Here is a 16447-nt window from a genome sequence, read left to right as displayed (position 1 = left end):
CAGTTAGCCCGAACCCAAGCCCCAACCATACCCACTTTCTCCACACGAAAAAGCTGAGACAATTGATTTGTCTCAGCTTTTCCTTTACTTAAAGTTCAATTGTATTTCTTTATTTGATAATGGTGCGAATTGATTGTAAATTTCAAGTAGTTTTACTTTTTCGTTATTCCAATTATAGATTTCTTTAGCTTGTTTAGTGTTCTCACTAAGTCTATTTCTAAGTGCCTCATCGTTCACTAATTTATTAACCGCTTCAGCTATTTCATTTGCATTATGAGGGTCGACTACTATACCTGTATTAGTTTCGTCTACTACTTTTTTGATTTCTGGAAAATCACAACTTATAACTGGTACATGTGCCATCATATACTCGAACAATTTATTTGAGCTTGCTGAGTAATGATTGAAACATATGTTTTGTAACACTTGAAATCCTAAGTAAGCTTCTCTAGTATAAGATGGTAATTCTTGAAAAGGTACTTTATCTAAAAAGTGTATTTTATGTACTTTGGCAGAACTTTTACTCATATCTTTTAATTGTTGTGTTAATTTTCCTCCGCCAATAAATAATAAATGTCCTTCTTCAATTTCATCCATTGCTTTAATCAATAATTCTAGTCCTCTACCTTGTTGTAGTCCACCTTGATATAACAATATTTTTTCATCTTCATTTATACCTATTATTTGATGTAAGTTGATTTTATGTTTATCTTGTATTTCATATTTTTCAGAGTAATTGTATAGCGTTTTTGGATAAAATCCATAAATTTTTTCGTTATACTTTGCTCTTGTATGGTTTTCTACAATCATTTGATCAACAAATTTTAGCATAAATGATTCAATTTTTTTAATTTTTTCTTTATTATAACCTGTTCTATCTGATTGAACTTCATGACTATCATAAATAAGTGGTCTTGGTTTTAATCTTAATTTCGAGCAAACGATTGCTTGAGGTAATGTATTTAAATCATTTGCATGATATATATCTGCATTCTGGAAATAACCTTTAACAATCATTCTCGTTATAATGGCACCGTTTATGAACCATTTTCTTAGTTTTTTAATTTTAATCATACCTGCAGCAATGACTAGTGACATTAAATAGGCAGCCATTATAGTAAAGCTAATGTAAAAAAGCGCTGGTATAATCGCAACTTGAACACCAGCAACTACTAGTAAAAATTTTTTTCCATAATCTTGATATGCTTGTAACATCCAAGGATAACGTTTTACTCTATGGACTCTAAATGAATTAGAAATTTCTTCATAGGCTGTGATGACAGGATTTTTAGGATCATTGATTGCAATTAAGTCTACTTCATAGCCTTGTTCTGCTAATGTTGTACATTCTCTATTTACTCTCGCATCATTTGTAAAATGATTCCAAACAAACATTGTGACTTTTTTCATTTTCTAACCTCATTCTTTATGATTTATAGTATACCTACTTGGAACAACAGTATATACAACCATGCTACACTCACTAGCCCAATCATTGCTAATATGCTTGTTGGTCTTTTTTCTTTATGAATTACAGATTCATCAACTTCTTTATCACGTTGTTGTTGAATTTTAATACGTTTATAATCTAACTGTTCTTCTTTAGTTTTCTTTTTTACTTTTTGAATGAGATGAACATATCTCGCAACTACATCATTAACTTCACCATACGCAACCATTTCTCCATAATGTATCCAGATTGCTTTCTTACACATTTTTTTAATTTGTCCTGCTGAGTGTGATACAAAAAATATTGTCTTACCCTGCTCTTGTAATTCATGCATTTTATCTATACATTTATTTGAAAAAGTTTCATCTCCTACAGATAACGCTTCATCAACAATTAATATATCTGGGTCTGTATGGATAGCTATAGCAAATCCTAATCTAGATTTCATACCGCTAGAATACGATTTTAAAGGTTGATATATAAATTCATCTAATTCACTAAATTGTACAATATCATCAAATTTTTCATTGATTTCTTTTTGTGTCATGCCATGCATCAAGCATTTATATTGAATATTTTCTGCACCAGTAAAATCTGGGTTCAAACCTGCACCAATAGCAATTAAGGAAGGTTTACCATTTGTATGTACTGTACCAGACGACGGTTCGACTACCCCACCTAAAATATTAGATAGAGTTGACTTTCCGGAACCATTCAATCCAATAATGCCTACAGATGTCCCCTCTTCAACTTCAAATGTTATATCGTGTAAAGCATAGTAAGGTTTTGATTTATAACTTAAGCCAAAAGTAAATAAAGATAATAATTTTTCTTTTCTATTTACATTCAAGTCATAAACCTTTGAGACATTTTCACATTTAATTTTATATGTTTTTGTCATCTTCATCACCTTTTCTTAAAAACGTAATTAGCTTTTCAATATTATCTTCCCAAATTAAATGTTCATCTCGGTATTTTTTTGCGTTGTTTTCTTTTATCAACAACTTATTTTTGTCATTTTTTAAAGATTCTATCTCATTAACTATTGTTTCATTTGAAGCTTGTTTCCGAGCAAATCCTAAATCATATTTTTGTATAATCGCTTCAGTAGGACCACTTATATTGGATACGGGCGGAGTACCTACTCCAATTGAATCAACAATTTTACCTGGCATAACATTCATAAAAACATCTGACGATTCTAATATTGAAAGTGATACATGATGTTTAGAAATTTCTGATAGACAAGCTACACGATCAACTGGCTTTTTCACTTGGATATACGCACATTCTTTGACAGCTTTTCTAAATTTATCAGCTTGTACACCGTACACAATAGCAGTTACGTATATTTTTTTATTATTTAATGCTTTACATATTGAGATTAACTTATCGACATCTTGAGCATACCCTATATTTCCAGTATATATTACACTGAAATCTTGATACTTTTCTTCTGTTATTAGCTCACTCTTTGAAATTCCATTAGGTAAGTAAAAAATTGGTGTTTTATTTTCTAATTTATTTTGTATGTGTGCTCTAAATGCTTCATTGTTTATAACAATTTTATCTGTAGAATTGTACATCTTCTTCTCTAAATATTTTAAAAGTGGCATAAATAAACTGATGTTTATATGTTTTAAACCGTTTACACTATCTGGCCATAAATCTCTAATTTCTAAAACATATGTCGGTTTTTTTGCTTTTTTGAAAAAAAGCGTCGCCCAAGCAAGAAATATATTTGGACTGGAAACGTATATAATATCATAATCTTCTTTATGCATATTCAGAAATACTTTTAATCTAACGTACTGTTCTATATAGTATACTAACCTCATAATAAAATTACTATTTTGTTTATTACCATGCATTTTCATACGTATAATTTTACTTTTTTCTAATTTATTTAAAGATTGATCAGTAAAGTATGCATCATCATCAAATAAGCTTTGATTTGGATATGTTGGTTCAGTTGTTAACATAGTCGGATCTGCGCCTTTGACTTTAAATGCTTTAAACATCATTTTCATTCTGTTTGCTGCAGATCCGAGTTCTGGGTAAAAGTTTTGGGAAATCATTAATAATTTCTTTGTCATATTATAAACACCCTATAAGTAGTCTAGTAACTTCCTTTTAAATCTTGAATGAATTAATGAACCAATTAACAATAATAATATTGTTATTAACCAAAAATATAAATGATCATGCCATTCTCCATATACTGATACATTTCCATGAACAAATGCCGTTCTGTATACACCTACTAAGTAGGCAAATGGATTTAAGCTCGCTAATCTTTGTAGAATACCATGTGCCTCTTCCATCGCCCAAAATATTGGTGTCATAAAGAATAACATTCTAATGATATTTTGAAGTAAATTTTTAGTATCTCTAATGATAATTATTAAAGTACTCATAATTAGTGAAATACCAAAAATAATTGCATACGATGCTACTAAGAAATAAATAAACCAGAAATAGTGCCACCATGGTACATAACCATTAACAAGTGAAATTACAAATAATATTGATGATGTAATCATTAAATTAATCATATTGTTAGTTAATGCGATTGAAATAAATATTGATGAAGGGAATCTCATCTTTGATAATAGTCCTACATTACCTTGTATTGAAGTTGCACCAGTATTGATACCTTGTGATATAAATAACCATGGAAAGAGACCTGAAATTAAATGTACTAAAAATGGTACACCAACTACTTGTGCATTAGCATCTCCTCTTAAACCTAAACCAAATACGAGATAATAAACTGCTACTTGTAGTATTGGCTGTAATATATTCCAAAACACACCAAGATAGTGATTGGCGTATTGACTTTTCATATTATAAATTGCAAGTTTTAAAATTTTAGGTAAATTATTAAGTTGTTCTTTAAAGATTTCAGTAACTATCTTCATATTATAACGACCTACTTGATTTTTTATTTTTCAATAAGTTCAAATTCTGAAGCATTTATCCACGATGACTTTTCAAAATTTTTACTTGCATATACTGAAATTATTTTTGACTCATGAGGATTAAAATTCAAATCATATCCATTTATACTTAAATCGACTAAATCGATTTGATGATCCTCAATATCAAAGTATATTATCTCTCTGCCATTAGTGTTGTTATAAAATGTTTTTATTTCAATTTTTTGAACGTTATTAGTTTTGTTAGTTAAAGTAATTATCTTTTTATTTACATTGCTAAACTTATTTGAAAGTGCTCTAAACCGTGTGCTATTTAAATTATTACGTTGATAAAAATCATCTGTTTCAATTATGATGTTTTCTAAGTTACTATTGCGTTCATTTATTTGCTGTTCTAATTGATCCACTTTATTTTCTAAAGTTTGGCTATTGTTTACTTGAAAATAATTTAAAATTGGCCAATTATTTTTTACAATCAATTGATGAAGCTTGTTTTCGTTTTTATCTGAATCATTTATTTTAAGTAATTCAAATAGTATATGCCTTGTATTAATTAAACTAAAGACATCTAAAAAGTCATCACTTTCTTGAATAATACAACTATGCCATCCGTTCATTCTAGATTCATAGTATAAAATTTCATATGGATGATAACCCATTTCTATCGTCTTATTCAATTCATTTCTTTCAATAAAATTAGATAAATATTCTATTTGATGCTCATCATCAAACGGAAAGTCTTTAGCCCATTTTTTAATAGCATTCGTATAAGGAATAAAAGAATCTTTTGTTTGAATACTTTTTGGGACAATATCTTTTGCTAATTCAAAAATTGTCGATTTTAAATGTAATGCATTTTGAAAATCATAATTTTCGTTATAATAATTGATTAAATTAATGCTATGACTTGTTTCATATTGCTCATATTTAACTTTCATTTCAGGCTTTATAGACGAATTATCCATATTAAATAATTTATAGTTTAAATTAAGATTATAAGCAATTTTACGTGCGATTGATTCATCTAATTTATATATCTTCGAAACTTGTTTGTTTTCCAATTCATCTATGTTTCTCGTATAAGTGAAGAATTTAACACTATCCACAAAATCTTTTATATATGATAATGATACTTTTGAATCATGTCCTGCTGTAATAGAGCATAATATTTTTTTATCTAAATTAAATAAATATTTAACTGATTCTTTTATTTCATTATCTATTAAGTTCAATACTTCCTCAGCTGTTTTGACTTTAAAAGGTTTAATTGGATAAATTCTTTTTATTTGATGCTGTGTCATATTTAGCCGTGTATTGGAATTAAACTTATATATGTTTTTATATTTGCTATAGTCTAAAAAACCATTTGATTTAGAAGCTATTTTTTCACACTCAATATTATAGTAATCTTCAATCAACTGCTTGAGTAGTTCTGAGTGACTAGCATACAATGATAATTCATTATGATAATACAAAGACAAAAATGATGTAGCATCATTATAAAAATACACTTGTCCTTTATATTCAATAAACATTGCATATCGACCGTTATAAAAACTCATCTCTTCAAGAAATTCATAAGAATCTAACTCATGTGATAATAAGCGAGAGAATATTTCATGATAGTTTAATTCACTATTTTGAGTATGAACTAAATGACCTAATAAGATGACTTTTGTTTCATTCACCATTACTTCACATTGAGCTAAATCATAAGCATAATAAACTTTAAACTTACCGATATTCGTATTCTCTTGATAGTATGTATGATCAAGAGAGAATTGATTAGGTAATACAATATATGCTTTATGAAACTTAGCCAATACATTATCCATCATATTCTCCCCCTATTATCCATCACTTATTGAACTTCTTTTTTTAGATTTTCAACATATTTATTTAAATCATGGTCTTCTGGACGCTTATACTGATCGTATAAACTATAAATTTCTAAAAATCTCTCAACCGCTTCTTTTCTTTCATCAGGTTTAACTTTCTCAAGTCTTGGTAAATACCAACCTTTAACATAGAAGTTAAATCTATGTTCTAAATACGAACTAAGTAAGCCATGCTTTTCATAGAAAGGAATTCTTTCAATTTCTAAAGCATAATATTTATCGAATAATTTTTTGGAAATTGAATTAGTTACAGAACCTGAAACAGCTGCATAATACATATGAATAACGTCAGTAACAGCTTTTACCTTTTTAGAATTAATCATCAATTCTTGGAAGAACAATGTATCTTGCCCAGCTGCTCCTTCAATCATTTGAATGTTATTATCTTTAATAATTGCTGATTTAATAACTAAAGCTTGTATACTTTGTGCTCGTAATCCACATTTCTTCATATATTTCTTAGGATCTTCAATTAATAAGTTACCGTCATTGTATTTCTTAACAGTTCCAGCATAATTAAACAATGCTCTACGTTTGTTGTCTTCTTTAATAATGTTTCCAACAACCATATCTACATCGTTATTTGTTTCGATTTCTTCTAATAAAGTTGCATATCCATCGCCTGTTGCTTCATTATCAGGATCAAGATAAGTTATATATTTTGTAGAAGCAAGCTCTGCACCTTTATTTCTAGGTCTTGATGCACTTCCTGATCCTTGTTCATATTCATAATACACGATATCAGGGAATCTTCTTCTAAGTCTGTTAATAATGGAAATCGTTTCTGAATCTGTGCTTCCATCATTTACAAATATAATCTCCATTTCACTAAAGATAGAGGATCTTCTTAAACTACGCATACATTTATCTTCTAAATACGTCCCATTATTGTGTATAGGGATAATTACACTCAATTTTTTCTTTTGCTTATTTTGACCATATAAAGTAGATTCGTAAATTTCGGATTGATCTAAATTATAGCCATTATTGGATTGTAATATATTTAAGTTTTCGTCTACAATATTTCTATGATACATCGTTAAATAGTTATTTATTGCTTCATCAATATATTGATGAGCTTCATGCTGTTTATCTTTAGTGACAAAATCAACATCTACATATTTAAAAACAGAAAATAAATCTTCTAAATAATATTCTTCATATGAAATAGAGTCTTTCATAAATGTAATGAATTCATATTGACTATAGTCATCTATTGTCTGGTTAGCTTCAGCTACATCAAATTGCACATAAAGTTGACGAGATAAAATATCATTCATTTTATCTGTTAATTGATCAACAATTACTAAAACTTTACTGTCCTTTTGAGTTGGCTCTATATCTATATACGATAAAACTTCATCTAATCTATGATAAGTTGTGCTATCTCTCATAACACTTCTAATACTTTTCGCCTGCATATCTTCAATTTCATATTCTTTATATTGATTCATAATTGGTGCGACATCGCTTTTATGATTAATCATAAACACATTAGGAAATTGATTATTCACGCCAACTGAATAGTTAGATAAGATTAAATTGCCAAACGCTTGTAATTCAAAAATTCTATTCGCAAACATAGTTTCTGAATATTTAACTGAATTCACATTTACAGCCCATCGATAAACTTTATGTAAGCTCATAAGTTCATTATGATCGATTGGCATTGTTAAAAATGGAATATACTTCATAGGAAATTGATAACGCGTTCTTCTTAAAGGTAAATTTCTATCTATAATCGTTAAATCATTTTCATTATTTATTAATTCATCAAAAATTCTTGCTGATTCTTGGTTTCTTACAGGATATTTTTCAGTCCAACTTCCTGCAAAAATAACATCATTTTTAAATGCTTGATTATATTGGCTTCTTGAACCAACAGGATTATGATAATGTGGATTAATTCCAAACTGTAGTACATGAACATTATCATTTTGACAATATTCTTTATAATCATTAACAACCTCTTCTGCAGAAGTTAAAATAATGTCGCACTCAGTAGCAATATCTTTATATAAATGGAAATTAACAGGATCTTCTTTCGAGTAAAATACAATTGGTATATTAAGATTTTTCGCTTTTTGTATACCTTCTATTAACATTCTTCTCTTTTCGCTATTGACTGATGCTAGACCAGTCCAACTTCCATCTATACCTCTCCATGCAGTTGCTACAATCAATACATCCATATCATCACTTAATGATGAAAACTCACTATCTATATATACAATATTACCTATATCTTTAAACGAATTATATAAAAATTCATCAGCGATTAAACCAACTTTATATTTATTTTTTACAAATACTCTTGATTCGTTAGAGGTATTAAGTTGTGAGATATGTTGTTGATGATTTTCAAGGAAATCTAATTTTGATTCATCTGCAACTTTTTTATAATAATTATGATGATTAGTATAATCTTTTACTTTTTTGAGTTTATACAATCCATACATATAATCTTGTTCAACAATATCCAGAACTTCTTCTAATTGTTCAACTTTTGTTTTGTCGTCAAAGTTAACTAATTCTTCTTTAGCTGTTTGAAGTTTATTACTTTTGTCGATTTTTGTTGGTTCATTTGAAGACATTATGATTTCCTCCTATTTCTCCAACTCCAGTATTTCGTTTGAATTTTTCCTAATTTAGAATTTCTTAAATTGTGATATAGTCTTTCGTATTGTGCTTTTTCTTCTTTTTTATGATTTTTTTGTAAATTAATATTCTCATTAATCAAACGAACAATAGCTGATTTAGATTCTTTTCTTTCTTCTTGAAAATTAGTAATAATATCTAACTGTTCTAGTTCCAATTCATTATAATTTTCGTAACTTATACTTTCTAAAGAATCAATCATTTCGTTATCAATTAAATCTGAAAGACTAATCCAATATTTTTTCTTTTTAATAATAACGCGAACTGATTTCGCTTTTAAAAATACCATATCGATATTCACATTGTTAAAGTCAAATTGTTCTTCATCTAAAGAAAGGTCAATTGTTTTGTTCTTGGCACTATCTTGATAAAATAAAGTAGAATTTTTTATAGATACTTTAGTATTTATCATAACTGCTCTGTCTATATCTTCAGTTTTTACAAAACCACTAAATGTACCTTTATTAAATATTGCTTCTAAAATTTCACCTTCATATAAATATAAAGCTCTAGAAGAATAGTTCTTCTCTTGGAACAATAAGTTATAATCTACTTTAAAACCTAAATCTCTATTTATTTGTGGCGTATTAAAATGAGTTAAATCAACTCTTATTGTTTCTATAGGCTTTGAAATTAATTTGATAGAGTTATTCAATTTAGTCCATCCAATTATATTGGTACCTCTTACAACGAGTCCATAAAGTTCACTTTCTATGTCTTTTACTGAAATAACTTTTAAAGCCTTATTTAAATAATCTGAAACATGATTCACTATAATTTCATCGTCATCCACATCAAATATTTCTTGATTTTCTGGTTCTCTTAAAATAATTTGAAAACTTAATCCGCTTTGAATAAATGGACTTTTTACATCAATCATATGAAGACCCCTCAATCTTTACTTATTAAATGAATATGCAATTTCTTTTCCGAATGTATATAAATTGCCGTAATTATAATATTTAACTTGTTCAAATTTAGATTGAACAACATTTTTAGTATCAAATATGATTTTATTTTTCATACCTTCAAAGTCTTGATCAGTTAATGTTTTAAACTCAGAATGATCGCTTAGTATTAATACTAATGATGCATCTTCAACTGCCTTTTTAATATCTTTCTCAACAAAGCCTAATTCAACATGTGGATCATATGTTTCTACTATAAGATCATCTTCTTTTCTCAAATCATTATAAATATCAAAAGCAGGTGATTCTCTTACATCATCTACATCGCCTTTGTAAGTTAAGCCGAATACTGTAATCTTGTTGCCACCTAATTCTTTTAATATTTTTTTAGATTCTTCAATGACATATTGTGGCATTGAACGATTAATACGTCTGCCCTCTTGAATTAACGGTGTAGTTTCTGGATCTTTTGCAATAATAAAGTATGGATCCACTGCTAAACAGTGTCCACCAACCCCTGGTCCTGGCAAATGAATATTAACACGAGGATGTTTGTTCGCCATTTTAATCACTTCTAATACATTAATATCTAAATGATTACATACCATAGCGAGTTCATTTGCTAATGCTATATTTAAATCTCTATAAGTATTTTCCATTAGTTTACTCATCTCAGCAGTTTTAGCATTAGTTTCAATCATTTCACCTTGTACAAATGTGCCATATACTTTTTTACCTGCTTCAACACATTCCGGCGTGATACCACCAATAATTCTATTGTTATGAATTAATTCATGTAATATCTTTCCTGGTAATACTCTTTCAGGACAATGTACTAGGAAAATATCTTTACCAATTTCAAAGCCTTGGCTTTCAAGATAAGGTTTAACGTGATCATCCGTTGTTCTAGGTGCTATTGTAGATTCAACAATAACAGTATTTCCTTTTTCTAAAAATGGAACGATTGATTCAACTGCTCCCATTACTAATGAAATATCACATGATTCATATTGATCATCATTATTTGGAGTAGGCACTGCAATTATAAAAGCATCTGCTTTTTCAGGTTTTAAACTAGCTTTAAATTTATTTTTAGATAATACTTCTTCATAAGCATCTTGTAAGCCAGGTTCTTCTATATGAATTTGACCGTTATTTAATTTATTCACTGCTTCTTTATTTATATCTACACCCACAACATCTACGCCGTGTTTCGCAAACATAATTGAGGTTGGTAATCCGATGTATCCTAAACCAATAGTAGTTAATTTCATATTATATCCATCCTTTAATAATTAATTGTTAAGCTATTACTTATGTAATATTAATTATATTGTAACTATTATTAAAGCAATAAACAGTTGTTTAACAGATACTTAAGGAAGGGTTTACATTCTTTTATCATAGTTTACATTTGCTTAATAATAAAAAGAACTCAAAATTAATTGAGTTCTTTTAAATATTTTTCAATATCAGTTTTTAATCTAGGTCCGAATGTTTTTGAATAACTATTTGATATATGTCCTTTATCCATATAAACAATTACATTTCCTATAACCGGTACAAATTTGCCATTTTCTTTAAAGTACTTTGTATAATCAACATATTTTGTATTCTTCGGCTTTTCTTCAAGTTGACTCCATTTATCCTCTTTTGGTAAGCGTTGTTTGGCATTCATTTTATTGATTGTTTCTTTTTCACCAAATTTATCTAATGTCTCTGGAACATTAAATTCATACCGTGGATTATCTCTTATTGCCATTATTGGTGTCTTAGTTGAAGTGATATTCTCAAATTGTTTAATTTGTAATGGATCTATTTTACCATTTATATCTGTACTTGAATCTGCTGTTGTTACAACTAAATCTATATCTTGCTTTTCAATTTCTTTGATTAAGTTTTTATTCCATTCTGTACAATCTTGCTCACTATCTTTAGTTGTCAATACACAACCACTTTTCGTCATGTTTAAGACTCTGTAATTACCTTCTTTAGCAGCGGTTTGTAATGCACCAAGCCAATGTTGTGCATGAGAGCTTCCAACTAGTGCAATTGTCTTATCATAATCTTCTTTCTTACCATATTCTCCAACTAAAACTTTTGACTCACCTATTTTTTGATGTACTTTGTCTCTAGTAGAATCAGGAGATTCATTTCTAATTTTCGAAAATTCTGGTATCACATCTACATCATCATTTACTTTAACTTGTTTTTCTGCAGCCATTGCACCAGGATAGTCCTCACTTAATGCAACTTTATCTTTTTCTAATGGATTATTAAATACAATGAAATATAATGCTGCCACAGCTATTAAATTAATTACTAAACCAATCCCTAACTTTTTAAATGAAATTTTATCTGAAGATGCTGTTCGAATTGGCTTTTCAATATATTTTGTCATTAAGTATGATAATAACCAAGAAAGTAAAATCATACATATTCCTAAAATAATACCTGGTTTTTCGTTGTTATGATATTGATAGAATGAAAGTATTACCCAGTGCCACAAGTATAACCCAAATGATAATCCACCTACTTTTACCATAAAGGAAGAACCTAGAAATTTCTTAACACCAAGCTTTGTTTCGTGGTTTCCAGATACTAAAATAAATACTGCACAAAGCATTGGCCATAATGCAATGTATCCCGGAAACATTGTTGATACATTGAAAATAACACCTGTTAAGATCAAACCAATTAGACCTAACCAACCTATAATGCTAGCTACTACACTGGATATTTTTATTTTAGATAAATTAATTGCTAATAACCCACCTAATGAAAACTCCCAAACTCTAGTTAATGTATGGAAATATGCCCATGGTTGATTTACATTTGTTAAATATATTGAATAAATAAAAGATACAATAAATAAAGTACCTAAGAATAAATTCATTATATTTACGATTTTCAAGTTTGTTTTCTTTTTATATATCACAAAAATCAAACTAAATAATAAGAACCAAATAATATAAAATTGTCCTTGTATAGACATTGCCCAGAAATGTTCTACTGGTGTCTTCATTTGATCTTTATTTAAGTAATCAGTACTTGATAAAGCGAGTTCCCAATTTTGATAATAAAACAATGAAGCTATAATTTCTTTTATAGTTTTACCTAATATCGATTCAGGCAATAAGAAAAAGCTTAATACGACCGTTGTAAGTAATACTGTGATAACTGATGGAAATAATCGTTTAATTAATCCTGTTATGTAAGGTAAAAATTTAAATGATCCTTCCCGATTGTATCTAGATATGATTGATGTCGTTATAAGAAATCCTGAAACAACGAAGAATACATCTACGCCTCCTGATACCTTTCCAAACCATATATGATAAATTGCTACTAGCAATGCTGCAATGACTCTTAAACCCTCGATTTCAGGTCTAAATTTCCTCTCTATATTGATTGGTTGTGTCTGCATATGAAAAACTCCTTTTAATATTATACAAATGTTAGTATATCTATCTAGATATTCATTAGAAAGATAAATATATAATATTTACAATATCTTAATACGTAATTAAAGAATCCCTAACAATTGAATTGTTAGGGATTCTACTATTTCATATGCAGATTTATGTTTTTAATAAATTGATGATATATTGTGTCACCTTCAAAATGGGCACTTCTTTGTTCACCATAACTTATAATATTCTGTATTTCATCACTATTATAGTTTTCAATAATATATGCCAATTGATTGCCATAACGCTTTATATCTTGCTGTTCTATTAGATAACCGTTAACTTTATTATCTATTAAAAATTCTGGTCCATAGCAACCTTTATAACTCACCACAATATTACTTTGATACATCGCTTCTAAAATGACTAATCCAAATCCTTCAACTCTAGATGGAACTGCGGTAATTTTACTAGATGCTAAAATTTTAGATAGTTGATTTGTAGTTGGTTTCAATTGAACGATATCACTTATACCATATTGTTGTATCATTTTTTTATAATGTTCTTTTTCTTGGCCATCACCGTATATTTCAAGTTGATAGTCGTATTTCCTCATAGTTTCTTGTATATGGTTAATACTTTCAATCAGTAAATCAAAACCTTTTTCTTGTTCAAAACGACCAGCAGCAGTAATAACATTTTGCTTTGCAATATCATATTTAGTTTCTTTAAGAATATTAGGTACTATTATAACCTTGGTTTCTGACAGTCCTTGCTGATAATCCATTTTATCTTCATTCGTCAAGGTTGTTACCAAATCTAGCTTATTATAAGATTCAAGAATGCTTTTTTGATATTGTTCATTATGCGCATGTAAATACATATGTTCCATACCTATTTTTAAGACATCACTTGGACCATAATCTGCAACAAGTATATTATAGCTTGCGCGTGTACCTACAATTATATCTGTATGAACATTTTTAATTTCTCGAATAATTTGTTTCTCTATATAACTTGAAAACTGATGTAACCCTGGCTCAGACGGATGTATTATTTTCGGTTTAAGTAAAGGTGTGAATTTATTCAATCTATTCATAAATATATTAGTTAAACCTTTAACTGTTTTGTTATACTCTATAATTGGTTTGATTTCAATTTTTTCATGCAAATCAAAATAAGGTTTTTGATTTGCTTTGAAAACTGAAATAATTTTTACTTTATGTCCTTTTTCACTTAAAATATTTGCCAAATTAGAAATTGATTTAGTTGTACCACCCATATGATATATATTGTGAACTAAAAATGTAAAAGATTTCATAATAATCACCTATTTCAGATCATGGACTCATCTATCAAACTTGTGATAGTTTCGTATGATTCATTATTTTTATTAATAAATTTTTCGTTAATGTCGTAATATTCTCCACTCAATATTGCTTTAAATAAAGCCTCTTTTTCAAAGTATTGATTCTCGTTTACTAATTCATAAATATGTTTATATAAACCTCTATTGTAGTCATAAACTTTATAGTCTGGTGTATATAAGTATACCTTTTTATCAATCGTTAACGCATCAAATATAATAGATGAATAATCGCTAATTATAATATCGGATACTAATATAAGTTGTTGCGTTTCAAATTGAGCTGTATCAATATAATTCTTATGTTTATTAGAATGATCTTCTTCATGATATTTATAGATGATATTATATTTCGACTTTATTTCTTCAGGAAATTCAAGTAAAAATTCTTCATCATTATTATCTCTCCATGTTGGCGTATATAGAATCGTTTTTTTCTCTTTATTTAAATTTAAAAGTTGTTTAATACTTTCGATTTCATTCATATCCCTTTTATATTCCAATAAATATTGATTCCTAGGATAACCACAAGATACTATCTTTGTGTCTTGCATAGGAAATGCAGATTCAAATACATAGTTAATCGATTCAACATCAGTAATAAAATAATCTTGCTTAATTAATTTATTATACTTACGTGCTCTATAATTAAAAATATCAATATTTTGTTTAGGTTCTTTACTATCTAAAAATAACCGTTTTAATGGTGTACCATGCCATAATTGGATAATCGTTCCATTAGGTTTTATATTGTCTGGTAAATAACTCTCCAGTATCACGACACTAGCTCTTTCTATCATTTCATTTGTTTCAATATGACTAGGTGAAATAAAATGATCACCTTTTTTATCATCGGTAATAAAATATACCGTGTATTTCGAATATTGTTCTGTTAAATACTCAAACAAATACTTTGAATTACCTCTATATCCAAAATCAAAACCTAAAAATACAATATAAGGCTTTAATTTTGTTTTATCCTTTTCATAAATGTTTATAGATTCCAACTGTTTTTGTACAGCTTTTTTATTTAAATTTTGATAGGTGCTTTTTGGTAATTTAAACTTTGTTTTCAGCATTATCTTGTCAATCGTTCTAGCATTATACGGTAAGCTGACTTCTTTCATTTCAAACACACTGTTCATAGAACTAAGCAGCGCTAATTTATTTATATAAAATTTCGACTCTGAATCAAGATTTTGCTCTTTCAAAGCTTTTATTCCATGTATACTTGGTTGGTTTTGATCATAAAAATCAAATACAACATGAGAATCTATTTTAATTTCATCTAAATGAATTAAAGCATTTAAAGTAATATCAAAAATATTTTCCCATTCAAAGTTAGTGATTAACCATTTTAAATCTTCTTTTTCAAAAATAATATTTGGTTGAAGCGTTACATTATTAAACCAATCAGATATTGTTATAAATGCTTTTCCCATATATCTACTATCGTTTGTATAATATCCGTTATTTGTATAATCGACTATATAAGAATTGTCATCTAGCTCTGTATTTTTTACAATATCTTCTCTAACTTGAGTATATTTATCTTTTAAAATAATATGACTTACTTCCCGACAATGCGTATTTATGAAGTTCTCTAAGTTCGGTTGCTCATGAATATCTATAATTTTAATCATTTTACACCTCTAATAATATTAAATTAATACAATAAATTGACTTCATTGTCTGTACACGTAAGATTTATGAGTAATTTCATTGTTATAATTATAACATTTCTGCAAAGTTTTCATTTTGGTAAAGGGTCATCCCATTTTACTCAAACTCAACATATTCTAGTATAATATACTAATA

At 28.0% G+C, this 16447-nt stretch carries 11 protein-coding genes; all 11 read right to left on the bottom strand.

Annotated features, from left to right (window positions below):
* Positions 1-84: 84 nt before the first annotated feature.
* A complete protein-coding gene (locus tag B2G86_RS03510; protein WP_078356753.1) occupies positions 85-1410 on the bottom strand; it encodes a glycosyltransferase in 1326 nt (441 codons plus the stop codon).
* Between the two features lie 23 nt (positions 1411-1433).
* Positions 1434-2213 carry an ABC transporter ATP-binding protein gene (locus tag B2G86_RS03505; RefSeq protein WP_411815765.1) on the bottom strand — a complete coding sequence of 260 codons (780 nt, stop codon included), beginning with the start codon at positions 2211-2213 and terminating at the stop codon, positions 1434-1436.
* A gap of 121 nt (positions 2214-2334) precedes the next feature.
* Positions 2335-3546, bottom strand: a complete 1212-nt coding sequence (locus B2G86_RS03500; protein ID WP_078356751.1) for a glycosyltransferase family 4 protein — start codon at positions 3544-3546, stop codon at positions 2335-2337.
* 12 nt (positions 3547-3558) lie between these two features.
* A complete protein-coding gene (locus B2G86_RS03495) occupies positions 3559-4371 on the bottom strand; it encodes an ABC transporter permease (protein ID WP_078356750.1) in 813 nt (270 codons plus the stop codon).
* Between the two features lie 23 nt (positions 4372-4394).
* Positions 4395-6224: a hypothetical protein gene (locus B2G86_RS03490; protein ID WP_078356749.1), complete on the bottom strand. Its 1830-nt coding sequence runs from the start codon at positions 6222-6224 to the stop codon at positions 4395-4397.
* A 26-nt stretch (positions 6225-6250) separates the two neighbouring features.
* Positions 6251-8881, bottom strand: coding sequence for a glycosyltransferase (locus B2G86_RS03485; RefSeq protein WP_088368991.1), 2631 nt, complete (start codon positions 8879-8881; stop codon positions 6251-6253).
* Positions 8881-9825: a hypothetical protein gene (locus tag B2G86_RS03480; RefSeq protein ID WP_078356748.1), complete on the bottom strand. Its 945-nt coding sequence runs from the start codon at positions 9823-9825 to the stop codon at positions 8881-8883. The genes B2G86_RS03485 and B2G86_RS03480 overlap by 1 nt, the downstream gene beginning before the upstream one ends.
* A gap of 18 nt (positions 9826-9843) precedes the next feature.
* Entirely contained in the window at positions 9844-11127 is a 1284-nt protein-coding gene (locus B2G86_RS03475) for a nucleotide sugar dehydrogenase (protein WP_078356747.1), read from the bottom strand.
* A gap of 167 nt (positions 11128-11294) precedes the next feature.
* Positions 11295-13280, bottom strand: a complete 1986-nt coding sequence (locus B2G86_RS03470; protein ID WP_078356746.1) for an acyltransferase family protein — start codon at positions 13278-13280, stop codon at positions 11295-11297.
* 137 nt (positions 13281-13417) lie between these two features.
* Positions 13418-14584, bottom strand: a complete 1167-nt coding sequence (locus tag B2G86_RS03465) for a glycosyltransferase (RefSeq protein WP_078356745.1) — start codon at positions 14582-14584, stop codon at positions 13418-13420.
* Positions 14585-14598: 14 nt separating this feature from the next.
* Positions 14599-16272 (bottom strand): CDP-glycerol glycerophosphotransferase family protein, encoded by a 1674-nt coding sequence (locus tag B2G86_RS03460; RefSeq protein WP_078356744.1) that lies wholly within the window; start codon positions 16270-16272, stop codon positions 14599-14601.
* Positions 16273-16447: the final 175 nt, after the last annotated feature.

This window comes from Mammaliicoccus fleurettii, assembly GCF_002018435.1.
Taxonomy (GTDB): Bacteria; Bacillota; Bacilli; order Staphylococcales; family Staphylococcaceae; genus Mammaliicoccus; species Mammaliicoccus fleurettii.
The sequence above is the reverse complement of the archived record's forward strand: the minus strand, read 5'-3'. Positions and strand labels throughout refer to the sequence as shown.